Below are 22,451 nucleotides of genomic sequence, written 5' to 3'. Positions count from 1 at the left end.
GTTGGCCCGCGCCGACCGCTTGCGGCAATGCGCGAAGGTGTTACTTTAGCAAAGCCGGATCGACCGGCGAATTGCAGTGCAAGACCGTATTCTCCAAGGGCCAAAGGGGAGCCGTCCCATGCGCAGGATCATGCTTGTTTCCACGATTGCCGCCTTGTCCTTCAGCTTCTTTTCCGTGTCCGTATCTGCGGGCGTGATGCCGGATGTCTCCGGTCTGCGCATGTCGGGCGGCGTCGAACACGTCACCCATTACTACGGCCACAAGCCGAAATGTTTCTGGAAGAAAATCAAGAAATACGACTATTACGGCAACCTCGTCATCAAGAAGGTGAAGGTCTGCCACTGAGACGTCCGTCGCCGGCCGAGACTTGGAAATGCCGCGGCAACGGGGTAGGACGGGATGACCGTCCTGTCTGGGGACGGTCTTGTGCCTCATGAGCCCGGGATCCGTCATGCCGCTTGCAGGAAAACGCCTCCTCCTCGTCATCTCCGGCGGCATCGCCGCCTACAAGAGCCTTGACCTCATCCGCCGTTTTCGCGAGCGCGGTGCGGAGGTTCGGCCGGTCATGACGGCGGGTGCGCAGCAGTTCGTGACGCCGCTCGCCGTCGGCGCGCTATCGTCGGGTCATGTCTATACGGAGCTGTTTTCGCGCGAGGACGAGCAGGATGTCGGGCATATCCGGCTGGCGCGCGACTGCGACCTCATCGTCGTCGCACCCGCCACGGCCGACCTGATGGCGAAGATGGCCAACGGCCTTGCCGACGATCTCGCCTCCACCATCCTGCTCGCCACCGACCGGCCGGTTCTGGTGGCGCCCGCCATGAACCCGAAGATGTGGGTACATCCGGCCACGCGACGCAATGTCGAGACGCTGCGCAAGGATGGCCTCACCTTCATCGGCCCCAATGCCGGCGAGATGGCGGAAAGCGGCGAAGCCGGGCTTGGCCGCATGGCCGAGCCGCTGGAGATCGTCGCTGAAGCCGAGCGCCTGCTCGAGGATGGCGCCAAACCGCTTTCCGGCCGCAAGGCCGTGGTCACATCGGGTCCGACGCATGAGCCGATCGACCCGGTGCGTTACATCGCCAACCGCTCCTCCGGCCGGCAGGGCCACGCCATCGCGGCGGCCCTTGCCCGGCTCGGTGCCGACGTGACACTCGTCTCCGGCCCCGTGACGCTTGCCGATCCGCCGGGCGTCGAGGTCATCCATGTCGAGCGCGCCTCGGAAATGCTGGACGCCGTGTTGTCCGCGCTGCCGGCGGATATCGCCGTCATGGTCGCGGCCGTCGCGGACTGGCGCGTGGCAACGCCGAACATGGAAAAGATCAAGAAGCAGCCGGGCGAAGGCCCGCCGCCGCTGATGCTGGCGGAAAACCCCGACATTCTGAAGACCGTCGGACACCACGAGAAGCGTCCGAAAGTCGTCGTCGGTTTTGCCGCCGAAACGCAGGATGTCGAAAGCAACGGCCGGATCAAACTTCAGAAGAAGGGCGCCGACCTGATCGTCGCCAACGACGTCTCACCGGAAACCGGCATCATGGGCGGCACGCGCAACAGCGTGAAGCTGATCACGGCCGATGGCATCGAGGCATGGCCGGAGCTTGCCAAGGACGACGTCGCGGGTCGTCTCGCCGACTGGATCGCGGCAAGACTTACCTGACGAGGCTGAGCTTTGCGTCCATGGCGCTTGCCGGCCGGCCGGCGGGTGAGAAGATGCGCACGTCGACGCCGTTTTCGCCGAGCACCACGGCGCTGCCATCGGGAATTTCCACCCAGGCTTCCGTATCGTCGTTCAACGGCTCGGAAACGAGGCAGTACCCGCCCGTCTCGCCCATCGGCGCGGCATAGAGTGTCGGGGCCTTGTAGTCCGTGGCGTAGCGCACCGCATAAAGCTGCTGACCATCCGTGAAGGCGGCGGTGAAGCGTACGAGCACATGGCGTTCCAGATGCGCGGCGAGGCGCTCCACGAAGGCGATCGTCTCGGCCATGGCGCCCAGCGGATCGCGGGCAAGGCCGAACTGCAGCGCCAGCAGGAAGAGAAGCTCCGAATCCGTCGAGCCGGTGCGGGCGTGGTAGAGGTCGTTGTCCAGCATCGTTTCGAGCGGGCGGCGCAGATGCTCGAAATCGGCGATCTGGCCATTGTGCATAAAGGACCAGATGCCCTGCACGAAGGGATGGCAATTGTCGCGCCGCGTGCCGCCGCCGGTGGCTGCCCGCACATGGGCGAGGAAGAGCGGCGAGCGGACCTGGCGCGCGATGCTGCGCAGGTTGCAGTCCGACCACGCCGGCAGGATATCGCGGTAACGGCCGGGCTCTGGACGTTCGCCATACCAGGCGATGCCGAAGCCGTCGCCATTGGTCGCCGTCTTGGCGCGGGTGGCGCAATGGGATTGTTCGATCAGCGAGTGCGCGGGCGAGGATACAAGTTCCTCGAGGAAAAGCGGCTCTCCGCGATAGGCTGCCCAACGGCACATGACACTTCCCGCTTGTTTGGACCGGCGCGAACCGGTGCTCGACCCGACGCATTAACCATGGCACTGCCCGGATTTTCAACGCAAATGGGTAAAAATGCGTTAACGAAAGTAAACAGGGCGAAACCATGCGTGTCATTGTGATGACGATGGTCTCCGGCGGCAGTTTCCGGCGGAACAGGATTTTGTGAACAGTCCGTTCTGCACGCGCCAGATTTCGTGAACGATGGCTGCGGCGTATAAGGGCTTCAACACCCCGAACGAAAGGACTTTCCCATGTCCATACGCCCCGTCAAACATGAAAGCATTGCCCGCCCCGCCATGGAAGGCGCGGGCGTGAAACTGCACCGCGTCTTCGGTTTCGGCGATCCGTCGATGACCGATCCCTTCCTGATGATGGATGATTTCCGCAACGACGATCCGCAGGACTATATCCGCGGCTTTCCCTGGCATCCGCATCGCGGTATCGAAACCATTACATACGTTCTGGCCGGCTCCGTCGAACACGGCGACAGCCTCGGCAATCACGGTGTGATGGGCGCGGGCGACGTGCAGTGGATGACCGCCGGCAGCGGCATCCTGCACCAGGAAATGCCGCGCGGCGATTTCGCCGGCAAGATGCACGGCTTCCAGCTCTGGGCCAACCTGCCCTCGTCGCTCAAAATGACCGCGCCGCGCTACCAGGACATAAAGTCCGGCGATATCCCCGTCGTCGTCGATGACGACGGCACCGTGGCCCGTGTGATCGCCGGCAGCTTCTGGGGCAAGACCGGCCCGGTCGACGGTATCGCCGCCGAGCCCGTCTATCTCGACATCTCCGTGCCGCCGGGCCAGACGAAGCGGCTGCCGGTCGACACCTACCGCTCGGCCTTCGCCTATATCTTCGCGGGTTCCGGCACGTTCCGGGACGCGTCCAAGCCGTTCGGCGTGAAGGTGGAGAAGGAGTTCCAGGGCGAGGAGCTGAACATCCGCGACCTCTCCGGCAACCGCACGCTCGTCGTCTTCGACACCGGCGACGAGGTAACGGTGCAGGCCGGCGAGAAAGGCATCCGCTTTCTGCTCGTCTCCGGCAAGCCGATCCAGGAGCCGGTCGCCTGGCACGGCCCGATCGTGATGAACACGCAGGCCGAGCTGGAGCAGGCGATGCGCGAGCTTCGCAACGGCACCTTCATCAAGCCGGCGCATTGACGCCACGCGCCAAGCCCCTATCCTTCCGTCCATCGCTGCGGCGGAAGGATTTCTCATGCACATTGACGGGCAATGCCATTGCGGCTTCGTCACCTACGAGGCCGAGATCGACCCCGGCGCCGTGCTGATCTGCCATTGCACGGACTGCCAGCGGCTGACCGGTTCGCCCTATCGTGTGACCGTCCGTGCGCCACGCGCGGCTGTGCGCCTCACCGCCAACCCGCCAAAAATCTACACCAAGATCGCCGAAAGCGGCCGTGCGCGCCTGCTGTCCTTCTGCCCCGAATGCGGCACGCCGCTCTTTTCGACGGGAACGGGCGAGGATGCCGAAACCTGGGGCATCCGCTGGGGGAGCATCAACCAGCGCGCTAGCCTGAAACCGGCGCGCCAGATCTGGTGCTCCTCCGCCACCGACTGGTTTGGCGAAACGACCGCCCTTGCCGGCACACCCCGGGAGTGAGGCATGTCCATCGGGCACTTCCAGATCTTCCGGACCGATATCGACGGCGTCGAGGCCGTCGTCGCTGACAGCAGCCACACCTTCGCGCGCCACAGCCACGACACCTACGGCATCGGGATGATCGAACGCGGCGCTCAGACATCCGCAAGTGGGCGGGGCCGCGTGATGGCGGAGGCCGGCAATACGATCACCGTCAATCCCGGCGAGGTCCATGACGGCGTCCCGATCGGCGACACGCCGCGTGCCTGGCGGATGCTTTATCTCCGACCGGAGATCGTCGCGGCCGCGGCGGATGACATCTTTGAAGGCCCGCCGCGCGAGGAATTTCATGCACCGGTGCTGGAGGATCGGCGCGTGGCCGCCCTGGCCTCAGCAGCCCTCGCCGCCTTGCTGGACGGCATCGCAGCACCGCTCGCCCACGAAGAGCGTCTTCTCCTGCTGCTGGCGGCCGTGCTGCACGAACGCCCGCCAAGGCGCGCCGGCATCGCTACCTCGAGCATCGGCCGCGCCCGCGACCGGCTCGACAGCGCACCGGCCACAGCGATCACCCTCGAAGAACTCGCCGAGGAAAGCGGCATCGGCCGCTTCCGGCTGGTGCGCGATTTCGCCCGCATGACAGGGTTGACGCCGCACGCCTATCTGCTCCAGCGCCGCACCGAACTCGCCCGCCGGCTGATTGCCACGGGAACGCCGCTCGCCGCAGCGGCGTCGGAGGCGGGCTTTGCCGACCAGAGCCATATGACGCGCAACTTTACCCGCCGCTACGGTTATACGCCGGGTGCCTGGCTCGCCGCCCGCACCTAGGGACCTTTCGCAACTCCGGACGCAAACCGCTTCACGCTTTTGCTGGAATTGCTTGTCCTGCAATTTCGTTCAAGACCGCGATGGTCGCTCCGGTGTTTCCTGCCCGCTCCTCAGCATGGGAACACCACATGACCACCGAATTCCTCATCACCTCGCTCGTCGTCATCCTGCTGCCGGGTACGGGCGTCATCTACACGCTGGCGCTCGGCATCAGCGGCGGCTTTCGCGCCGGCGTTCTGGCCGCCTTCGGCTGCACGCTCGGCATCATTCCCCATATTCTCGCCAGCGTCGTCGGCCTTGCCGCCGTGCTGCATGCCAGTGCGCTGGCCTTCGAAGTGCTGCGCTACATCGGCGTCGCCTACCTCATCTTCATCGCGTGGAGCCTTTTGAAGAACAGCAACACGCTCGATTTCGGGCCGGACCAGCCGGCGGAACGCGCGCCTCGCATCGTGCGAAAGGGCATTCTGACCAATATCTTCAACCCGAAACTCTCGTTGTTCTTCCTCGCCTTCCTACCGCAGTTCGTGCCGGCGGACGCGCCTGATGTAACCGCCCGGATGCTCGTCCTCGGCGGCGTCTTCATGTTCATGACCTTCGTCGTCTTCGCGCTCTATGCCGCGCTCGCAGCAGGCCTGCGCCGGCAGGTCCTGAGCCGTCCCGGGATCATGATCTGGATGCAGCGAAGCTTTGCCGCCGCCCTCGGCCTGATGGGCCTGCGGCTCGCGCTTGCGGACCGCTAGAATGTTTCCGGTGACATCCGTTTCACCGGAAACATTCTATGGGTTTGTTTTAGCCGAATTATCCGATGCCGAAGCGATGCCGCTTCGGCTGGAAATGCTCTCATTCCAGAGAGCGTGGAAATGATGCAGCGGGCCGTGGCCGGAGCCGACGGCCAGCGCATCCGACCCGCGCACGGCGCCGGCGACAAAGCTTTTTGCCGCCGCCACCGCATCGGGGAGGGTCTTTCCCTTGCCGAGCTCGGCGGCAATCGCGCTCGACAGCGAGCAGCCGGTGCCGTGGGTGTTGCGCGTCAGCACGCGCACGCCCTCGAACCAGCGCAGCCTATCTCGCGTCGCCAGCACGTCCGGGCACTGGTTGCCCGGCAAGTGCCCGCCCTTCAGAAGCACCGCCTTGGGGCCGAGCGCGAGCAGCCGGTTAGCCTGGCCCGCCATGGTTTCCCGGTCGGCTGCCTCCGCCTCGCCGAGCAAAGCAGCCGCCTCCGGCAGGTTCGGCGTCAGCACGGTGGCAAGCGGCAGCAGATGGCGCGTGAGCGCCTCGACGGCCTCGCGCGCCAGAAGCGACGCGCCCCCCTTGGCGACCATGACAGGATCGAGCACCAGCGGCGCGCCGCGATGGCGCGCGAGCGCACCGGCGATCGCTTCCGCGATCTCGGCCGATGCGATCATGCCGATCTTCACCGCGTGAACCTGCACATCGGCAAAGACGTCCCTGATCTGCGCCGCGACGAAAGCCGGCGGCACGAGATGCACGCCGGAAACCCCTTGCGTGTTCTGCGCCGTCAGCGCCGTCAGCACCGCCATGCCGTAGGTGCCGCGTGCGGCAAACGTCTTGAGGTCGGCCTGAATGCCGGCACCGCCAGACGGGTCCGAGCCCGCGATGGAGAGGATGTTTGCGATCGTATCGGCCATAACGCCTCCTTGGGACGGAGGCGGCCTTGAGGCGCGCAGCGATGCGGCGCCCGTTCGACTCCCTCCGCCGGCATGATCCGGTTCAGGTTCAAAGGGTGCTTCTCAGCCCGCCTTCCGGCGGACGCCCCTGTCTCGGCAATGCTTTTCGCAAATGAAGAGCCGCCTGTCACCCCGAAAGTGACAGGCGGCAAAGTGGCATCAATCCGTTACGCCTTGGTGACGTGGTATTCCTTGATGGCAACCATCTTGATCGCGGGATAGCGCTCCGCCTCGTAGCGCAGCGAGAAGCTGTCCTGCGCCAGGAACACCGGATCGCCGTCGAGGTCGCGTGCGATATCGCCGCGGCGCTGGGTGACGAATTTGTCCAGTTCCGCCGGGCTGTCGGAGGAAATCCAGCGGCAGACGGAGAAGCGCGACATTTCGAAGGAGACCGGCAGGCCGTATTCCCCCTGAAGCCGTTCCTTCAGAACGTCGAGCTGTAGTGCGCCGACGACGCCGACGATGGCGGGCGAGCCGTCTTCCGGCGAAAAGAGCTGCACGACGCCCTCTTCCGCCATCTGCTGCAAGGCTTCCTTGAGCTTCTTGGCCTTCATCGCGTCTTCCAGCCGCACACGGCGAAGAATTTCCGGCGCGAAGTTCGGCACGCCTTCGAAGACCAACGGTTCGCCTTCCGTCAGCGTATCGCCGATGCGCAGCGTGCCGTGGTTGGGGATGCCCACCACGTCGCCGGCATAGGCCGTATCGGCGAGCTGGCGCTGGGAGGCAAAGAAGAACTGCGGCGCGGACAGGCCGATCTGCTTGCCCGTGCGGGCAAGGCGCACCTTCATGCCGCGCTCCAGCATACCGGAGCAGACGCGGGCAAAGGCGATGCGGTCGCGGTGATTCGGGTCCATATTGGCCTGGATCTTGAAGACGAAGGCCGTCATCTTGTCCTCGGCGGCATGGACCTTGCGGATATCCGCCACCTGGTCACGCGGCGGCGGTGCGAAATCGCCAAGCGCGTTGATGAGATCGCGTACGCCGAAATTCCGGAGCGCCGAACCGAAGAAGACCGGGGTCAGGTGGCCTTCGAGGAAGGCTTCCCGATCGAACGGGCGGCAGGCTTCGCGGGCGAGTTCCAGTTCCTCGGAGAAGACGTCCCGCTCGTTTTCCGGCAGATGTTTGGCGACATCCGCCACGTCTTCCATCTTCACCGGCTGCACCTGCGTATCCGAGCCGCGGAAGGTGCGGTCGGCGAGGTGATAGGAGCCGCAGAACGTCTTGGAGCGGCCGACAGGCCACGTCACCGGAGCCGTGTCGAGGGCCAGCTTCTCTTCCACCTCGTCGAGAATTTCGAACGGGTCGCGGCTTTCGCGGTCCATCTTGTTGACGAAGGTGATGATGGGGATATCGCGCAGGCGGCAGACTTCGAAGAGTTTTAGCGTGCGCGGCTCGATACCCTTGGCGGCGTCGATGACCATGACGGCCGCATCGACGGCCGTCAGCGTACGATAGGTGTCGTCGGCGAAGTCTTCATGGCCGGGCGTATCGAGGATGTTGAAGACCTTGCCGTCATATTCGAAGGTCATGACCGAGGTGACGACCGAGATGCCGCGCTCGCGCTCGATCTTCATCCAGTCCGAACGGGTCTGGATGCGGTCCTTCTTCGCCTTGACTTCGCCGGCGAGCTGGATGGCGCCGCCGAACAGCAGCAGCTTTTCGGTGAGTGTGGTTTTACCGGCGTCCGGGTGTGCGATGATCGCGAAAGTGCGGCGGCGGGAGACCGCCTCGGCAAGGGTTTCAGCCATTTTTCTGCAATATCCTGTGAGTTGCCGGCGTCTTTACAGGCTCCGCCCGGAAGATGCAATTGACGGGGTGGCGCCCTGGCCGGCTTATGGGCCGCATGAACGCGCACGCCCCCGCACAACCGTCCCTCGCCCTCCTCCGCCTGCCGCATGGCGAGGGCATCGATCTTCCCGCCTACGAGACGCCGGGGGCTGCCGGCATGGACCTGCGCGCCGCCGTGGAAACCGACGCGCCGCTGACGCTTTCGCCGGGCAGGCGCGCGCTGGTGCCGACAGGCTTCGTCTTCGAAATCCCCTTCGGCTACGAGGCGCAGATCCGCCCGCGCTCCGGCCTCGCTTTCAAGAACGGCATCACCTGCCTCAACGCGCCCGGCACCATCGACAGCGACTATCGCGGCGAGGTGAAGGTCCTGCTCATCAATCTCGGCGACGAACCCTTCGTGATCGAACGTGGCATGCGCATCGCCCAGATGGTGATCGCGCCCGTCACGCAGGTCGCCGTGCGCGAGACGACGCAAGCCAGCGAGACCACCCGCGGCACCGGCGGCTTCGGCTCCACCGGCGTTCGCTGAGACCATGCCGGACCGCAAGGGTCTTGTCTTTCGCACGGACTATTTTGGCGATGCGGCCGCCTGGCGAGCGCTCGCAGCCATGCTCGAGGATATCTTCGGCATCGACGTGACGATGCTGGACCGGCTCGGCGGCCCCGATCCGACCAGCGCGCCCTTCGCATGGTTCGACGCTTCGGGCAGATGCATCGCCAATATCAGCGCCTTCTCCATGCCGCTCGTCATAGACGGCACCTTCGTGCGCGCCGCCGGGCTGCAATCCGGCGCGGTGCGGCCGGACTATCGCGGCCAGGGGCTCTTTCGCTCCGTTATGGAGGCGGCACTCGATCATTGCGACAGCGAAGGCTTCGAAGCCGTCGCGCTTTTGACCGACAAGCCCACGCTCTATGAGAACTACGGTTTTCGAACGCTGCCGCAACATCGCTTTGCCGGCCCTGCGCCGACGGGCGGGCGCGTGGGCGCAATGCGGCACCTCGATATCGCCCGAGACGCCGACGTGACGTTGCTTCGCCGGCTACTGAACGCTCGCCGCCCCGTCTCCGACCGCTTTGCGCCGCTGCGACAGGCCGAAATGTTCCTGTTCAACGCGGCCCTGATGCCGGACCTTCGGCTAAGCCTGCTGGAGAACGAGAATACGGTGATCGCCTGGCAGAGCGGGCCGGATGGCGTGTTCGCGCTTTTCGACGTGGCCGGGGCATCTGTCCCCACGCTTGCCGACATCCTTGCGAGCCTGCGCATCTCACCATCCAATGCACTCGTGCATTTCGCGCCCGATCATCTGGACTGGGAGGGCGAGGCCCTCGCCGATGCCGGCGATATGGTGCTCATGCTGCGCGGGGCGGAAAACCTGCGACCGGAACGACCTTTCGCCCTACCGCCCATGGCAGAATTCTGATCAGCGACGCGCTTCCGTCGCCATGCGCAAGGCCAATCCCGCCAGCACCGTTCCCATCAGCCAGCGCTGCACCAGAACCCAGCGCGGGCGGGTGGCCAGCAGGGATGCGATCGAGCCGGCGGAAACGGCGATCAGTGCATTGACGCTGATGCTGACGACGACCTGAATGCCACCGAGCAGCAGCGCCTGCAGAAAGACGCTGCCCTTTGCCGGATCGATGAACTGCGGCAGCAGCGAAAGATAGAGCACGGCAATCTTGGGGTTCAGGAGATTGGTCAGCAGCCCCATCAGAAAAAGTTTTCTGTTGCTGTCACGCGGCAGCGCCTTCACCTCGAAGGCCGAGCGGCCGCCGGGGCGCAGCGCCTGCCAGGCGAGCCAGGCCAGATAAAACGCGCCGGCGAGACGCAGCACGTCATAGGCATAGGGCACCGCCATCAGGAGCGCCGTGATGCCGAGCGCCGCGGACAGCACGTAGAAGACAAAACCGAGTGCCACGCCGCCGAGCGAGACGAGGCCCGCCGCCGGTCCCTGGCAGATCGAGCGGGAGACGAGGTAGATCATGTTCGGACCCGGCGTCAGCACCATGCCGAGCGCGATGAGGGCGAAGGCGACAAGGCTGGTCAGTTCGGGCACGGATGCGGCTCCCCTGGTGGATAGGAAAGGATTATCCATCGCCCCCCGCCGCCACAAGCCGCGCGCCCGTCCCCGTGACAAGATTTCCCTCCCGCCGCAGGACCGGATTTGTCGGACCCGGCCACGTACTCCTAAAAAGGCGACAGATGCGGCACCCACCCGGCCATGCGGCCATTGTCGAAAAACGCCTTCAGGCGTAGAAGGAGCGCGCCCAAGGAGTTTCCCATGACCCTCGCCGTCCTGCTCGCCTATAGCGGTGCGCTGTTCATCGCCGCCATCATTCCCGGCCCCGGTATTACCGCGATTGTCGCCCGCGCGCTCGGCTCCGGTTTCCGGCCGACCTTCTTCATGGGGCTCGGCCTCATCCTCGGCGACATGGTCTATCTGACGGCGGTCATTCTTGGCCTTGCCTTCATCGCCCAGACCTTTACGACCGCCTTCATGGTGATCAAGATCGCCGGCGCGCTCTATCTCGCCTACATTGCCTGGAAGCTCTGGACGGGCAGCCTGTTGCCGCAAAATATCGAGGAGCAGCGCTCGACCAGCGTGAGCATGTCTTTCCTGTCCGGCCTTTTCGTGACGCTCGGCAATCCGAAAACGATGCTGTTCTATGTCGCGCTCGTTCCGACGCTGGTCGATCTCGGCGCAATCGGCCTCACGGACTATGGTGTGCTGCTTGCCGCGACCTTCGTCGTGCTGCTCATCGTGGTCGTGCCCTATATCGCGCTCGCCTCACGCGCCCGGGTCCTGCTCAAGCAGCCGAAGGCGCTGCAGCGGCTGAACCGCGTCGCCGCCGGCATTCTCGCAGGCACTGCGGCCTATATCGCCACCCGCGCGGCGTGACGGTTTTTCCGGCTTTTGTCGGTACGTGAATCGATTATTTCGCATGAAGCGTTTTTGTCGCGAATTCCGGACTCGTCTCGCGCGCCATTCCCTCCTATCTTCCTCCAACGAGAAACGAGGGAGAACCCGATGAGCGACACACGCAAACCCGGCCGGGGCCGGATTTACGCCTCCATCACCGAGACCATCGGCGACACGCCGATCGTGCGGCTCGACAAGTTTGCCAAGGAAAAGGGCGTCGTCGCCACCCTTCTCGCCAAACTCGAATTCTTCAACCCGATCGCCTCGGTGAAGGACCGCATCGGCGTCGCGATGATCGAATCGCTGGAAGCGCAGGGCAAGATCACGCCCGGCAAATCGACGCTGGTCGAGCCGACCTCCGGCAATACGGGTATTGCGCTCGCCTTCGCCGCCGCCGCGAAAGGATACCGCCTCATCCTCACCATGCCCGAGACCATGTCGATCGAGCGGCGCAAGATGCTGGCCCTGCTCGGCGCCGAACTGGTGTTGACCGAGGGACCGAAGGGCATGAAGGGCGCGATCGCCATGGCCGAGGAGCTGGCAAGCACCATCCCCGGCGCTGTCATTCCCCAACAATTCGAAAACCCCGCCAACCCGGAAATCCACCGCAAGACGACGGCGGAGGAAATCTGGAACGATACCGACGGCGCTGTCGATATTCTCGTCTCCGGCATCGGCACGGGCGGCACCATCACCGGCGTCGGTCAGGTTCTGAAGGCCAGAAAACCCGGTTTCAAGGTCGTGGCGGTCGAGCCCGCCGACAGCCCGGTGCTCTCGGGCGGCAACCCCGGCCCGCACAAGATCCAGGGGATCGGCGCGGGTTTTGCGCCCGCCATCCTCGACAAGGACGTCTATGACGAGGTCGTGACCGTCAGCAATGACGAAGCCTTCGCCAATGCCCGTCTTGTCGCAAGACTCGAAGGCGTGCCCGTCGGCATTTCCTCAGGCGCCGCACTCGCCGCCGCCGCCAAGGTCGGCAGCCGCCCGGAAAATGCCGGAAAAACCATCGTGGTCATCATCCCCTCCTTCGCCGAACGCTATCTCTCGACCGCGCTCTTCGAAGGGCTCGCCAGCTAGAGCATTTCCGCTTTTCTCCGAGCAGCGAAAAGACCCTGACGTCTTGTCCTGGCGCATTTCCAACAGAACCGCTTCGCGCTTTTGCTGGAAATGCGCTAGTTCGGACAGAACTGCCGCCTGGCTCGCCATGCGGCGGTCCCCGCCAGACCAAACCGGCCGTCGACCATGCTTCATCACCTCTCCCTCGGCGTTCGCGATATCGACCGCGCAGTCGCCTTCTACGACGCGGCGCTGGCGCCGCTCGGCTATGTCCGCGTGTGGTCCGACCTCCGGCGTGGCGAAACCGGCCAGGCCGCCGGCTACGGGCCACCTGACGGTGGTGACAAGCTGACCCTCAAGGCCCATGACGATGCAGCCCGCGCACCCGGCCCCGGTTTTCACGCCGCCTTTACCGCACCAAGCCGCGCCGCCGTCGATGCCTTCCATGCCGCAGCAATCGCCGCCGGAGGCTGCGACAACGGCCCGCCCGGCCTGCGCCCGCACTACGGCCCCACCTATTATGCCGCCTTCATCGTCGATCCGGACGGGCACCATATCGAATCGGTTTTCAAAGGGCCGGCATGACGGTGATGCCGCCGGCTCCGCCTTTGCCGGCCAATATGCAATCCGCCACAACCGACCAGAACAGCGCGCCGCCGTGCCGGACACATGCAAGGACACCGCCAGCACCTCGCAAACGACACATCACACCGTTTGGTGTTTGCCTTGCGCCGATCCCACAGATCGTCAGGCCGAAACGAGCCGTTCGCCTGCGATGCGATAGGAAATCGCCTCTGCCAGATGGATACGACCGACGATCGCGGCTTGGTCGAGATCGGCAAGGGTGCGGGCGACCTTGAGGACGCGGTGATAGCCGCGGGCGGAAAACCGCATCTTCTCCGCCGCGTCGCGCAACAGCTGGAGACCGCCGGGATCGGGTTCCGCGACCCTCTCCACGAGGGCGGTCGAGGCGCGCGCATTGCTCGTCACCGAAGCCATGCCGAGGCGGGCGAAGCGATCGGCCTGCAGGGCGCGGGCCTGGGCGACACGCTTTGCCACCACCGCACTCGATTCCCCGGTCATCGGCCGGATAAGGTCCGATGCCGAGACGGCGGGCACGTCGATGCGGATATCGATGCGATCCATCAGCGGACCGGAAACGCGAGCCTGGTAGTCGCTCATGCAGCGTGGGCCGCGGGCGCAAGAGCGGCCGGGCTCACCCGCCATGCCGCACCGGCAGGGGTTCATCGCCGCGACGAGCTGGACGGCGGCGGGATAGCTGACACGGTGGTTGGCGCGCGCGATGATGCATTCGCCGGTTTCGAGCGGCTGGCGTAGCGCATCGAGCGCCTGCGGCGTGAACTCCGGCAGCTCGTCGAGGAAGAGCACGCCGTTATGGGCGAGCGAGACTTCGCCCGGCCGCGCCCGCGGGCCGCCGCCGACCAGCGCCGCCATGGTGGCGGAATGGTGCGGCGTGCGGAAGGGACGGCGATCCGACAGCCGCCCGCCCGAGAGCTGGCCGGCGATGGAATGGATCATCGACACTTCGAGCAGCTCGGCCGGAGCGAGCGGCGGCAGGATGGCGGCGAGCCGCGCCGCGAGCATCGACTTTCCCGAACCGGGCGGACCGACCATCAGGAGATTGTGGCTGCCGGCGGCCGCCACCTCCAGCGCGCGCTTGGCGCTTTCCTGCCCGCGAATGTCCGAGAGATCGGGCAGGTCTCCCGGCGCGGCGCGGATCGCCGGCGTCGGACGACCAAGAACCTGCGTTCCCTTGAAATGATTGGCGAGCGCAATCAGGCTGCGCGGCGCGAGGATATCGAGCCCGCCGCCCGCCCAGGCCGCCTCCGCGCCATTCTCCGCCGGACAGATGAGCCCCCTGCCGAGCGCATTGGCACCCATGGCGGCTGGAAGAGCGCCTGCGACGGCTGCGATCGTACCGTCGAGATTGAGCTCGCCGATGACGAGAAAATCCTCCAGCGCGTCCGCCGGCACGGCGCCGAGCGCGACCATGAGGCCGAGCGCGATGGCCAGATCGTAGTGACTGCCCTCCTTGGGCAGGTCCGCCGGCGCGAGATTGACCGTCACGCGCTTGGGCGGCAGCGAGAGGCCGGAGGCGTGGAGAGCGGCCTGCACCCGCTCGCGGCTTTCGGCGACCGCCTTGTCCGGCAGGCCGACGATCTGCATGCCCATCTTTCCGGGCGCCACCATGACCTGCACATCGACAGGCACGCCCTCGATGCCCTGAAACGCAATCGTACCGACCCGTGCCACCATGATCGCCCCGCCCGTCCTGCAGCGCGGCGCGCCATCATGGCGCGGGACCGCCGCAACACTTTTATGCCGAAAACAGCCCGCCCACCCGCCTCTGGGTTGCAGTTGGAAATCTGGCATGAAAGCTGGAATGAAACAAGAACAATTATAGAACTTGCCGAGCAATTTTCCGCGCGACGGTTGTGGCCGGTTGTATTTGCGGAACGAAGCCGGGACGTTCGCGAACGGAGCGCCCCGGAAAAACGTTTTGGCGCGTGGAACGCGGCTCAGCGCTTGCGTTCGATCGCGTCCCAGAGGAGGGCGGCGATATCGGCGCCACCGAACTTCTTCACTTCGCGCAGGCCGGTCGGCGAGGTCACGTTGATCTCGGTCATGTAGTCGCCGATGACGTCGATGCCGACGAGCAGAAAGCCGCGCTCGCGCAGGGAGGGCCCGATGCGGGCGCAGATTTCCTTTTCGCGCGCTGTCAGTTCGGTCGGCTCGGGGCGGCCGCCGGCATGCATATTCGAGCGGGCGTCGTGTTCCGCCGGCACCCGGTTGATCGCGCCGACCGGGTCGCCATCGACGAGCAGGATGCGCTTGTCGCCCTTGCGCACATCCGGCAGATACTGCTGCGCGATGAAGGGCTCACGGAACATCTGGCCGAACATTTCGAGCAGCGAGGAGAGGTTGCGGTCGTCCTTGGTGGAATGGAAGACACCGGCGCCGCCATTGCCATAGAGCGGCTTCAGGATCATGTCGCCCATCTCGTCGCGGAAGCGGCGGATTTCGGCGGGATCGCGGGTGATCAGCGTCTTCGGCATCAGGTCGGCGAATTCGGTGACGAAGATCTTCTCCGGCGAATTGCGCACCCAGGCCGGGTCGTTGACGACGAGGGTCTTCGGATGGATGCGCTCCAGAAGGTGCGTCGAGGTGATGTAGGACATGTCGAAGGGCGGATCCTGGCGCAGCAGCACCACATCCATCGTGGACAGATCGACCCGTTCGGGCGTGCCCAGCGTATAGTGATCGCCCTTGATGTCGCGCAGCTCCATCGGCTCGACGATCGCGTAAACCGTGCCGTCGCGCAGGCTCAGGCGATCGGGCGTATAATGGAAGAGCTTGTAGCCGCGGCTTTGCGCCTCGAGGCTCATGGCGAAGGTGGAATCGCCCGCGATATTGATGGTTGACACGTGGTCCATCTGGACCGCGACGTTCTTGATCTTAGCCATGAAAGTCCCCTCAGCAATGCCCGACACATTTAGGATGTCGCAGGCGCGAAGACAACGCCGGAGCGGCGAAATCGGCGCATCTCCGGCGGTCCTGCAAAAGGATCAGAGCTGCAGGCCGAGGAAGTGGAAGGGCTCGGTGGGCACGAAATCCGTCGTGGCATCGCCGGAATAGGTGTGATCCTGATCCTTGCCGAGATCGAGCTTCAGCACCTTGCCGGTCTCCGGCGTGAAATCGATCTTCTTCAGATCGACCCAGAAGGTGTTCGGCGTCAGGGCGGATTCGAAGAAGTAGAGGCCACGCTTGTGATCGGCGACGGTGCGCCAGCGCGTCGAGGAAATGTTCGGCTCGTCCGGTGTCGTGATGCCGAAGGGCACGGATACGTTGCGGATGACGCTGAAGACGCTGGCTAGCGCGCGGTTCGGGTCCTCGGCCTTTGGGATGGCATTCACATAGAAAGATGCACGCGCAAAACGGTCGGAAGCGCGATTGGTACCCGGCAACATGACCGTCCCGCCAATCTGCTTCCAATAGCTGTTAAGCGCCAGCTGCTGGTTGAAGACCGGCGAATTGGTCATCACCTGGTAAGCGCGATCGTGGTGGATGACCTGCTTGCCGTCGATATATTCAATGATCGCACTGTCGCCGGTCGAATCCGAAATGGACAGATGCAGCGTCGTCAGTCGCTCCTCGCCGGGCACGCTGTCCGACACGATTGTGAAAGGCTCTTTCTCGAGCTCGGATACGGCTTCGTCGACCGTCGCGAAATTGTCGAGCACATATTGCGCCCAGGCCGCAATCGTGAGGCCTGGCTTGTTTCCATCGATTTTCGGATAGTCCGATTCCACCAGCCACAGCACATTGGCCACGAGGCCACGCTCGTTCATGCCGTCCGTCGTAGATACGTCATAGCCGGTTGCAATGACGCTGCCGTATTTCGAGGTCCATTTCAGCGAGTTCGGTCCCACCTCGCCGTTACGTTCCATGCCGCGCGGAAAGGCCCAGAGGTTGGTGGCGACGTCGAGCTTCCAGTCCATCGAGCGGGCGGTGATGACGTTATCATTGGAACCATGATAGACGAAGCGTGTGCAGGCCTCTGCAACCGGCGCAAGCGCCATGCAAGACGCGGCCAGCGCCAGGAAGACCGTCTTGGCTCTAAGGAGAATCGTACGTCGCATGGTTTTCTCCCTGCGTCAGAAGCGGATGGACAGGCCGACAACCGGCCCGTGCTGGGTCACGTTCCATTTGAAGGTGTTGCCGGTGAAATCGTCACCTTCGTAGTCCTGCGAGAGCATGCGGTAGCCGACGCGAAGAATGGTCGGCAGGCTTCCCATGTGGGTACGATAGCCGAGATAGGCCTGGGCGTTCACGCTATGCTTCGAGCCAATGCCGAAACCGCCGACATCGGCCTCGGCGTTGAGGGTCCAGCGGTCGTTGAGATCGGCATTTACGCGGAAGCCGACGAACGGATCAGTCCAATCGGCCCGCTTCGTCGTTTCAAGGAAACCGGCATCGACCGTCGCCCTGAGGCGGGTCCACCGCACGCCGACGGTCGGCTCGACGGAGAAGCGGCGCGGCTGGCCGAACACGGTAACGCCGCCAAGCTGCTCCTCGTAGACCTTGTAGAAGGCTCCGGCCGAAAGAACTGTCGTCTGGATATCGAGGCCAAGCTGGTGGTGGAATACCTCCTCATCCTGGCTGGTGACGACATGCTGGCCGTCAAAATAGACGCCCCACTGGCCGTTGGTCGCCTCGATATTGCCCATCGCGGCGAAATCGAGATGGCCGAGGACATCGCTGAAGGGCACATCGACGCCCGTGGTTCGGCCGGCAAGCTTGGCATCCCCCTTCAGCGACGCCGCCCAAATATAGGGACTGACGATGATGCGCCATTCGCTGTCTGAGGCGATGCGGGCCGGATCGAAATCATCGGCCCGGGCGGAAAGACCCATGCAAAAAGGCAGAAGAATTGCCAGCCTGACAAACCATATAGCCACCACCGCACACCCTCCGGGGTTGAGTGAATATGGCTTACAGCACATCCGGCAACATACAATACCGGATTTTTGATGCAGTATTGAAAATGTCAGGCGGCGAGACCGCCGGAAGGTGGACTGCCGCCGCGCAGGCGGTCGCGCAATTTCAGCGCCAGGTTGACGGGCGCGGGAAACTCCTTGCGGCAGAAGGCGATCTTGCGGACGTAGGTGTCGATGCGCCAGGTCGCCCAGCTCTTGCCGGGGAAATAGGCGATATCGCCGGCCTTCAGCGTGCGCTGGCTGCCATCCTCGGCGGTGATGTGAACTTCACCCTCGAGGATCATCACCGTCTCGTCCCAGCCGAAGTACCAGCGGAAGGTGCCGGCCGTGCAATCCCAGATCGCTGTCGTCGCCTGCTCGTCATAGGCCCGCGAATGCAGCGAAAGCCGCGCCTCGGGGTTTCCTTCCAGTATCCATGACGGTTCGATCGGGCTCGGCGCCATTTCCAAGTCATCGAGCGAAGCCGCGACCAACGGCCGAGGCGTTTTCTCCTCGGTCGAACGCGAGCGCATGGCGGCACCGACCATCGCAACGAACATCAGCTTGAAGACCATCTTATCCCCCTTACAATCCGGGGAAAGACTAGCCGAAGCGGGTAACAGCGCCGTTCAAGCAATCGATCGAATTTTAAATATCCGTCATATTTCAGGCGAAGCCATCGATCCGGCAGGTGATGAGGTCATGATCGGACAGCGGCCGGCCGGAGGGAGAGAGCGACGAGACGATTGCCGTCTCAGAGACAGCAAGGCCGCGCGACAGGAACCAGTCGAGCTTCATGGCGCGTTCCGGCCAGCGGGTGATGAGGCTCGGGCGCGTCGTCATCCCATCGAGCGGGCCGCCATGGCGGGTAAAGCCACGCTCGGCCGAGCGGGTGAAAAGACCCTCCGCCTCGAAATCGCCGCCGGCATGGTTGCCGGTGTTGAGATCGCCGCCGATGAGAACGGGTAGGCCAGGGAAAGCGGCATCAACTGCGTCCATCAGGTCGACGACCTGCCGTTCGCGCCAGGTGGCCGTCGTGGCGCTCTCCAGATGGGTGGAGACGAGCACGAGCGGACCGGATTCGGTGTTGATGACGGCGCCGATCGCCATGCGCTCGCCCAGCCGCGGCTGATCGACCTCGCCCATGAACCACAGGCGCTCGCCTGCCAAGCGGTGCAGGAAAGGTTGATGCAGCGGCACGGTGGAAAGCAGGCCGTTGCCGTGCAGGCCACGGCTGTTGAAATTATCCTTGCAGAATTCCAGCTCCGTATCGGAGCCGAGACCGAGTTCGATGAACTCCACGCCGTACAGATAGGCCATGCCAAGTTCGTCAGCGAGTTCAGCCGTCGTATGGGCCTGCCGCGTGCGCGCCATGCCGTCATCCATTTCGGAGAGCAGCACGACCTCGGCGCCGGTGACGCCAAGATGGTCGGCACTCTGCTTCGGAAAGAGGCAGCGCTCCAGGTTCCAGGCGGCGACGGTGAGGGGGAACGGCAGCGGCTCGGCGCGTTCGGCGCTTCCACCCGCCTCCACCGCATTCATGCAGGCAAGCTCCGCCATGCGGCCATCATGGGCGGCAATGGATTTTTCCAGCGTGGCAATCGCCTTGCGGTCATCTTCGCTCGGGGCGGCGAGCCGGTCTACGGTGGTGCGGATCATCATGCCACGACCTCCGAGACGACGGCAGCCGCGACCGGCCCGGCCGCCTCGGCCGACCAGTCGATGCGCCGGCCGCTTGCCGTATCGAAGAAATGCAGCCGCGACGGTGCGATGGAAAGCGATGCCGTTTCGGGCAACGGGATTTCCGAAGAGAGGGCCGCGACAAGCGGCTGGTCGCCGACCATGCCATGGACGAGGCGCTGGGCGCCGAGTTCCTCGACATAGTCGATGCGGAACGGCAGGCCGCCCTGCCCATCGTCATGGAGGCGCAGGTCTTCGGCACGCAGGCCGACGGTGACGGCACCCTGAGTCGGCACGGCGGCGCCGAGATCGATCAGCGCCGGACCGAGCGCGAGCTTGCTGCCATGCACTTCGCCGTTGACGAGATTCATGGCTGGCGAGCCGATGAAGCTTGCGACAAAGGTCGTTGCCGGGCGGTGATAGACATCGAGCGGACGGCCGATCTGCTCGATCCTGCCGCCCGAGAGAACGACGAGCCGGTCGGCGAGCGTCATCGCTTCGAGCTGGTCATGGGTGACGTAGATCGAGGTCGTGCCGACGCGGCGCTGCAGGCGCTTGATCTCGCCGCGCATGGAGACGCGCAACTTCGCGTCGAGGTTCGACAGCGGTTCGTCGAACAGGAAGGCCGAGGGTTTGCGCACGATGGCGCGTCCCATGGCGACACGCTGGCGCTGGCCGCCCGAAAGCGCGCGCGGCTTGCGCTCCAGATAGGGCTGGAGTTCGAGCATGCGGGCGGCTTCCGCCACGCGCGCTTCGATCTCCGCTTTCGGCGTGCGGCGGTTCTTTAGGCCGTAGGCGAGATTTTCGTAAACGGTCATGTGCGGATAGAGCGCATAGTTCTGGAACACCATGGCGATGTCCCGATCGGCCGGGTCGATATCGTTGACGGTGCGCCCGCCGATCGTCACCTCGCCCTGGCTGATCGTCTCCAGTCCCGCGACCATGCGCAAAAGCGTCGATTTTCCGCAGCCCGAGGGGCCGACGAGCACGATGAATTCGCCGTCGGCGATGTCGATATTGACGGCGCTGACCGCGGTCACGCCGCCATTATAGATCTTGGATACGTCGCGAATGCCGATCGATGCCATCGGACTGTCTCCTTACTTGTCGCTTTCGGTGAGGCCCTTGATGAACCACCGCTGGAAGATCAGCACGATCATGACCGGCGGCAGCATGGCGAGGATCGCCAGCGCAAAGGCCTCGTTGTAATCGGGAATGTTGGAGCCGACCCACACGAGCAGGATCTGCTTGATGCCGCGCACCAGCGTGAAGAAGCGCTCGTCGGTCGTCATCAGCGTCGGCCAGAGATACTGGTTCCAGCCATAGACGAACATGATGATGAAGATCGCCGCGATCATGGTGCGCGAGAGCGGCACCAGCACGTCGATGAAGAACTTGAACGGCCCCGCCCCGTCGATGCGCGCGGCCTCCAGCAGCTCTTCGGGCACGGACTTGAAGAACTGGCGGAAGAAGAAGGTGCCGGTGGCCGACGCCAGGAGCGGCACGATGAGGCCGGTATAGGTGTTGGTGAGCGCCAGCTTGTTCATCACCTCGTAGGAGGGGACGATGCGCACTTCGAGCGGCAGCAGCAGCGTCGTGAAAATCATCCAGAAGAACAGCGTGCCGAGCCTGAAGCGGAAATAGACGATGGCATAGGCGGCGAGCATCGACAGGACGATCTTGCCGGCCGCAAAGCCCACGCCGAGGATCATGGAGTTCCAGATCATGCGGGCGCCGGTGATCTCGCCGGTGAAACCGCCCTTGCGCGTCAGGACTTTGTCGTAGGTTTCCGCGAAATGGTCGCCCCAGGTCAGCGAAAGGCCGTTGCGGTGAATGTCGGCGGCCTCGTGCGTCGAGGTCATGAAGGCGACCACGACGGGCGCCACCATGATGAAGACGCCGAACATGAGCACCAGATGATCGAAAAGGCGGATGCGGTTCATGGGGCTCGCCCTCTCAATTGTAGTGCACGCGCCGCTCGATGAAGCGGAACTGGAAGACAGTCAGCACGAAGACGACGATCATCAGGATGACGGACTGGGCCGAGGAACCGCCGAGATCGTTGCCGCGGAACCCGTCCATATAGACCTTGTAAACCAGCGTGATCGGGTTGTTGGCGGCCTTGTCCTTCACCATCACGTCGATGACGCCGAACGTGTCGAACAGCGCATAGGTCATGTTGATGATGAGCAGGAAGAAGGCGGTGGGCGCCAGCAGCGGCAGCGTCATCGTCCAGAAGCGGCGCACGCCCGAGCGGCAATCGATGGCGGCAGCTTCGCGCACCGAAACGGGAATGCTCTGGAGGCCCGAGAGAATGAAGATGAAATTGTACGGGATCTGCTTCCAGACCGAGACGGCGATCATTGCGAAGGCGGTGTCATTGTAATTGAGACCGACCTTCATGTCCCAGCCGAAAAGGGCGGCGAACTTCACCAGCGGGCCGATATGCTGGTCGAAGAACATCATGCCCATCAGGCCGGCGACGGGCGGGGCGATGGCGTAGACCCAGATGAGCAGCGTCTTGTAGGTCGAGCTGCCCTTCAGCACCGCATCGGCCTTGACGGCGAGCAGCATGCCGAACCCGAGCGAGAGGAAGGTCACCAGCGCGGTGAAGACCACCGTGAAGCGGGCAATCGACTGGTACTGCGCAGAGCCCAGCGCATCGACATAGTTGGACAGGCCGACGAAGGTCGAGCCGAAACCGAACGGGTCTTCGAGATAGAAGGACGACTGGATCGCCTGTACGGACGGCCAGTAGAAGAACACGAAGATGATCGCCATCTGCGGTGCGATAAAGAGATAGGGCAGATAGGGCGAGGAAAACTGCACGCGCTTCATGGGGCCACCTTCATAGCGGCGTGCCGGGAGCTTCAGCCCCCGGCACGGATTTCAGGCGAGCGAC

The 22,451-nt window shown here is 64.2% G+C and carries 24 protein-coding genes and 1 riboswitch; of the genes, 11 read left to right on the top strand and 13 right to left on the bottom strand.

Features of this window, described 5'->3' with window-relative positions; translation table 11 throughout:
• Positions 1 to 118 precede the first annotated feature (118 nt).
• Together MUO32_RS16890 and coaBC are read left to right on the top strand one after the other, a co-directional pair.
• Positions 119 to 346: a hypothetical protein gene (locus tag MUO32_RS16890; protein WP_257949532.1), complete on the top strand. Its 228-nt coding sequence runs from the start codon at positions 119 to 121 to the stop codon at positions 344 to 346.
• Positions 347 to 452: 106 nt separating this feature from the next.
• Entirely contained in the window at positions 453 to 1,658 is a 1,206-nt protein-coding gene (gene coaBC / locus MUO32_RS16885; protein WP_257949960.1) for a bifunctional phosphopantothenoylcysteine decarboxylase/phosphopantothenate--cysteine ligase CoaBC, read from the top strand.
• Here coaBC and MUO32_RS16880 read toward each other — a convergent pair.
• Positions 1,651 to 2,472, bottom strand: a complete 822-nt coding sequence (locus MUO32_RS16880) for a class II glutamine amidotransferase (protein WP_257949531.1) — start codon at positions 2,470 to 2,472, stop codon at positions 1,651 to 1,653. The two genes, coaBC and MUO32_RS16880, sit on opposite strands and share 8 nt — an antisense overlap.
• 273 nt (positions 2,473 to 2,745) lie before the next feature.
• Here MUO32_RS16880 and MUO32_RS16875 point away from each other — a divergent pair, with 273 nt between their 5' ends.
• The 4 genes from MUO32_RS16875 (at position 2,746) to MUO32_RS16860 (ending at position 5,661) form a co-directional block, all read left to right on the top strand.
• A complete protein-coding gene (locus MUO32_RS16875; RefSeq protein WP_257949530.1) occupies positions 2,746 to 3,657 on the top strand; it encodes a pirin family protein in 912 nt (303 codons plus the stop codon).
• Between the two features lie 55 nt (positions 3,658 to 3,712).
• The gene (locus MUO32_RS16870) at positions 3,713 to 4,117 is read left to right on the top strand and encodes a GFA family protein (RefSeq protein ID WP_257949529.1); all 405 of its coding nucleotides are present in this window, start codon (positions 3,713 to 3,715) and stop codon (positions 4,115 to 4,117) included.
• Positions 4,118 to 4,120: 3 nt separating this feature from the next.
• Positions 4,121 to 4,921 carry an AraC family transcriptional regulator gene (locus MUO32_RS16865; RefSeq protein WP_257949528.1) on the top strand — a complete coding sequence of 267 codons (801 nt, stop codon included), beginning with the start codon at positions 4,121 to 4,123 and terminating at the stop codon, positions 4,919 to 4,921.
• Between the two features lie 128 nt (positions 4,922 to 5,049).
• A complete protein-coding gene (locus MUO32_RS16860; protein WP_257949527.1) occupies positions 5,050 to 5,661 on the top strand; it encodes a LysE family translocator in 612 nt (203 codons plus the stop codon).
• Between the two features lie 36 nt (positions 5,662 to 5,697).
• Here the strand turns inward: MUO32_RS16860 and thiD are convergent, their stop codons facing one another.
• The gene (gene thiD, locus MUO32_RS16855) at positions 5,698 to 6,570 is read right to left on the bottom strand and encodes a bifunctional hydroxymethylpyrimidine kinase/phosphomethylpyrimidine kinase (RefSeq protein WP_257949525.1); all 873 of its coding nucleotides are present in this window, start codon (positions 6,568 to 6,570) and stop codon (positions 5,698 to 5,700) included.
• 42 nt (positions 6,571 to 6,612) lie between these two features.
• Positions 6,613 to 6,709: riboswitch (TPP riboswitch) on the bottom strand.
• Positions 6,710 to 6,776: 67 nt separating this feature from the next.
• The gene (locus MUO32_RS16850) at positions 6,777 to 8,357 is read right to left on the bottom strand and encodes a peptide chain release factor 3 (protein WP_257949524.1); all 1,581 of its coding nucleotides are present in this window, start codon (positions 8,355 to 8,357) and stop codon (positions 6,777 to 6,779) included.
• Positions 8,358 to 8,452: 95 nt separating this feature from the next.
• Between MUO32_RS16850 and dut the strand changes: the two genes are divergently transcribed.
• Together dut and MUO32_RS16840 are read left to right on the top strand one after the other, a co-directional pair.
• Positions 8,453 to 8,926, top strand: a complete 474-nt coding sequence (gene dut / locus MUO32_RS16845) for a dUTP diphosphatase (RefSeq protein ID WP_257949523.1) — start codon at positions 8,453 to 8,455, stop codon at positions 8,924 to 8,926.
• A 4-nt stretch (positions 8,927 to 8,930) separates the two neighbouring features.
• Positions 8,931 to 9,818, top strand: a complete 888-nt coding sequence (locus MUO32_RS16840) for a GNAT family N-acetyltransferase (RefSeq protein ID WP_257949522.1) — start codon at positions 8,931 to 8,933, stop codon at positions 9,816 to 9,818.
• On the opposite strand, the gene MUO32_RS16835 is transcribed toward MUO32_RS16840, so the two are convergent.
• Positions 9,819 to 10,451, bottom strand: a complete 633-nt coding sequence (locus MUO32_RS16835) for a LysE family translocator (protein WP_257949521.1) — start codon at positions 10,449 to 10,451, stop codon at positions 9,819 to 9,821.
• Between the two features lie 225 nt (positions 10,452 to 10,676).
• Here MUO32_RS16835 and MUO32_RS16830 point away from each other — a divergent pair, with 225 nt between their 5' ends.
• The 3 genes from MUO32_RS16830 to MUO32_RS16820 all read left to right on the top strand — a co-directional run bounded on the left by MUO32_RS16830 (position 10,677) and on the right by MUO32_RS16820 (position 12,956).
• Positions 10,677 to 11,294: a LysE family translocator gene (locus MUO32_RS16830; RefSeq protein WP_257949520.1), complete on the top strand. Its 618-nt coding sequence runs from the start codon at positions 10,677 to 10,679 to the stop codon at positions 11,292 to 11,294.
• A gap of 129 nt (positions 11,295 to 11,423) precedes the next feature.
• Positions 11,424 to 12,392 carry a cysteine synthase A gene (gene cysK / locus MUO32_RS16825; RefSeq protein WP_257949519.1) on the top strand — a complete coding sequence of 323 codons (969 nt, stop codon included), beginning with the start codon at positions 11,424 to 11,426 and terminating at the stop codon, positions 12,390 to 12,392.
• A gap of 165 nt (positions 12,393 to 12,557) precedes the next feature.
• Positions 12,558 to 12,956 carry a VOC family protein gene (locus MUO32_RS16820; protein WP_257949518.1) on the top strand — a complete coding sequence of 133 codons (399 nt, stop codon included), beginning with the start codon at positions 12,558 to 12,560 and terminating at the stop codon, positions 12,954 to 12,956.
• A 162-nt stretch (positions 12,957 to 13,118) separates the two neighbouring features.
• On the opposite strand, the gene MUO32_RS16815 is transcribed toward MUO32_RS16820, so the two are convergent.
• The 9 genes from MUO32_RS16815 to MUO32_RS16775 form a co-directional block, all read right to left on the bottom strand.
• Positions 13,119 to 14,648, bottom strand: a complete 1,530-nt coding sequence (locus tag MUO32_RS16815) for a YifB family Mg chelatase-like AAA ATPase (protein ID WP_257949517.1) — start codon at positions 14,646 to 14,648, stop codon at positions 13,119 to 13,121.
• A 263-nt stretch (positions 14,649 to 14,911) separates the two neighbouring features.
• The gene (gene gshB, locus MUO32_RS16810; RefSeq protein ID WP_257949516.1) at positions 14,912 to 15,856 is read right to left on the bottom strand and encodes a glutathione synthase; all 945 of its coding nucleotides are present in this window, start codon (positions 15,854 to 15,856) and stop codon (positions 14,912 to 14,914) included.
• Between the two features lie 102 nt (positions 15,857 to 15,958).
• Positions 15,959 to 16,972 (bottom strand): linear amide C-N hydrolase, encoded by a 1,014-nt coding sequence (locus tag MUO32_RS16805; protein ID WP_374708682.1) that lies wholly within the window; start codon positions 16,970 to 16,972, stop codon positions 15,959 to 15,961.
• Between the two features lie 75 nt (positions 16,973 to 17,047).
• Complete coding sequence (locus MUO32_RS16800) at positions 17,048 to 17,806, bottom strand: hypothetical protein (protein ID WP_257949514.1); 759 nt, start codon at positions 17,804 to 17,806, stop codon at positions 17,048 to 17,050.
• 134 nt (positions 17,807 to 17,940) lie between these two features.
• The gene (locus tag MUO32_RS16795; RefSeq protein ID WP_257949513.1) at positions 17,941 to 18,444 is read right to left on the bottom strand and encodes a cupin domain-containing protein; all 504 of its coding nucleotides are present in this window, start codon (positions 18,442 to 18,444) and stop codon (positions 17,941 to 17,943) included.
• Positions 18,445 to 18,535: 91 nt separating this feature from the next.
• The gene (locus MUO32_RS16790) at positions 18,536 to 19,531 is read right to left on the bottom strand and encodes an endonuclease/exonuclease/phosphatase family protein (RefSeq protein WP_308311301.1); all 996 of its coding nucleotides are present in this window, start codon (positions 19,529 to 19,531) and stop codon (positions 18,536 to 18,538) included.
• The gene (locus MUO32_RS16785) at positions 19,528 to 20,637 is read right to left on the bottom strand and encodes a sn-glycerol-3-phosphate import ATP-binding protein UgpC (protein WP_257949512.1); all 1,110 of its coding nucleotides are present in this window, start codon (positions 20,635 to 20,637) and stop codon (positions 19,528 to 19,530) included. Before MUO32_RS16785 ends, MUO32_RS16790 begins: the two co-directional genes overlap by 4 nt.
• A gap of 12 nt (positions 20,638 to 20,649) precedes the next feature.
• Positions 20,650 to 21,492, bottom strand: coding sequence for a sn-glycerol-3-phosphate ABC transporter permease UgpE (ugpE, locus tag MUO32_RS16780; RefSeq protein WP_257949511.1), 843 nt, complete (start codon positions 21,490 to 21,492; stop codon positions 20,650 to 20,652).
• 13 nt (positions 21,493 to 21,505) lie between these two features.
• Complete coding sequence (locus tag MUO32_RS16775; RefSeq protein WP_257949510.1) at positions 21,506 to 22,387, bottom strand: ABC transporter permease subunit; 882 nt, start codon at positions 22,385 to 22,387, stop codon at positions 21,506 to 21,508.
• Positions 22,388 to 22,451: the final 64 nt, after the last annotated feature.

The organism is Shinella sp. CPCC 101442 (genome assembly GCF_024704725.1).
GTDB lineage: Bacteria > Pseudomonadota > Alphaproteobacteria > Rhizobiales > Rhizobiaceae > Shinella.
This window is presented reverse-complemented; position numbering and strand designations above follow the sequence as displayed.

What these genes read in the sequence shown, in the direction of transcription:
- MUO32_RS16890 (WP_257949532.1), top strand. Translation starts at nt 119, where the DNA reads ATGCGCAGGATCATGCTTGTTTCCACGATTGCCGCCTTGTCCTTCAGC.
- coaBC (WP_257949960.1), top strand. Translation starts at nt 453, where the DNA reads ATGCCGCTTGCAGGAAAACGCCTCCTCCTCGTCATCTCCGGCGGCATC.
- MUO32_RS16880 (WP_257949531.1), bottom strand. Translation starts at nt 2,472, where the DNA reads ATGTGCCGTTGGGCAGCCTATCGCGGAGAGCCGCTTTTCCTCGAGGAA.
- MUO32_RS16875 (WP_257949530.1), top strand. Translation starts at nt 2,746, where the DNA reads ATGTCCATACGCCCCGTCAAACATGAAAGCATTGCCCGCCCCGCCATG.
- MUO32_RS16870 (WP_257949529.1), top strand. Translation starts at nt 3,713, where the DNA reads ATGCACATTGACGGGCAATGCCATTGCGGCTTCGTCACCTACGAGGCC.
- MUO32_RS16865 (WP_257949528.1), top strand. Translation starts at nt 4,121, where the DNA reads ATGTCCATCGGGCACTTCCAGATCTTCCGGACCGATATCGACGGCGTC.
- MUO32_RS16860 (WP_257949527.1), top strand. Translation starts at nt 5,050, where the DNA reads ATGACCACCGAATTCCTCATCACCTCGCTCGTCGTCATCCTGCTGCCG.
- thiD (WP_257949525.1), bottom strand. Translation starts at nt 6,570, where the DNA reads ATGGCCGATACGATCGCAAACATCCTCTCCATCGCGGGCTCGGACCCG.
- MUO32_RS16850 (WP_257949524.1), bottom strand. Translation starts at nt 8,357, where the DNA reads ATGGCTGAAACCCTTGCCGAGGCGGTCTCCCGCCGCCGCACTTTCGCG.
- dut (WP_257949523.1), top strand. Translation starts at nt 8,453, where the DNA reads ATGAACGCGCACGCCCCCGCACAACCGTCCCTCGCCCTCCTCCGCCTG.
- MUO32_RS16840 (WP_257949522.1), top strand. Translation starts at nt 8,931, where the DNA reads ATGCCGGACCGCAAGGGTCTTGTCTTTCGCACGGACTATTTTGGCGAT.
- MUO32_RS16830 (WP_257949520.1), top strand. Translation starts at nt 10,677, where the DNA reads ATGACCCTCGCCGTCCTGCTCGCCTATAGCGGTGCGCTGTTCATCGCC.
- cysK (WP_257949519.1), top strand. Translation starts at nt 11,424, where the DNA reads ATGAGCGACACACGCAAACCCGGCCGGGGCCGGATTTACGCCTCCATC.
- MUO32_RS16820 (WP_257949518.1), top strand. Translation starts at nt 12,558, where the DNA reads ATGCTTCATCACCTCTCCCTCGGCGTTCGCGATATCGACCGCGCAGTC.
- MUO32_RS16815 (WP_257949517.1), bottom strand. Translation starts at nt 14,648, where the DNA reads ATGGTGGCACGGGTCGGTACGATTGCGTTTCAGGGCATCGAGGGCGTG.
- gshB (WP_257949516.1), bottom strand. Translation starts at nt 15,856, where the DNA reads ATGGCTAAGATCAAGAACGTCGCGGTCCAGATGGACCACGTGTCAACC.
- MUO32_RS16805 (WP_374708682.1), bottom strand. Translation starts at nt 16,972, where the DNA reads ATGGCGCTTGCGCCGGTTGCAGAGGCCTGCACACGCTTCGTCTATCAT.
- MUO32_RS16800 (WP_257949514.1), bottom strand. Translation starts at nt 17,806, where the DNA reads ATGGGTCTTTCCGCCCGGGCCGATGATTTCGATCCGGCCCGCATCGCC.
- MUO32_RS16795 (WP_257949513.1), bottom strand. Translation starts at nt 18,444, where the DNA reads ATGGTCTTCAAGCTGATGTTCGTTGCGATGGTCGGTGCCGCCATGCGC.
- MUO32_RS16790 (WP_308311301.1), bottom strand. Translation starts at nt 19,531, where the DNA reads ATGATGATCCGCACCACCGTAGACCGGCTCGCCGCCCCGAGCGAAGAT.
- MUO32_RS16785 (WP_257949512.1), bottom strand. Translation starts at nt 20,637, where the DNA reads ATGGCATCGATCGGCATTCGCGACGTATCCAAGATCTATAATGGCGGC.
- ugpE (WP_257949511.1), bottom strand. Translation starts at nt 21,492, where the DNA reads ATGAACCGCATCCGCCTTTTCGATCATCTGGTGCTCATGTTCGGCGTC.
- MUO32_RS16775 (WP_257949510.1), bottom strand. Translation starts at nt 22,387, where the DNA reads ATGAAGCGCGTGCAGTTTTCCTCGCCCTATCTGCCCTATCTCTTTATC.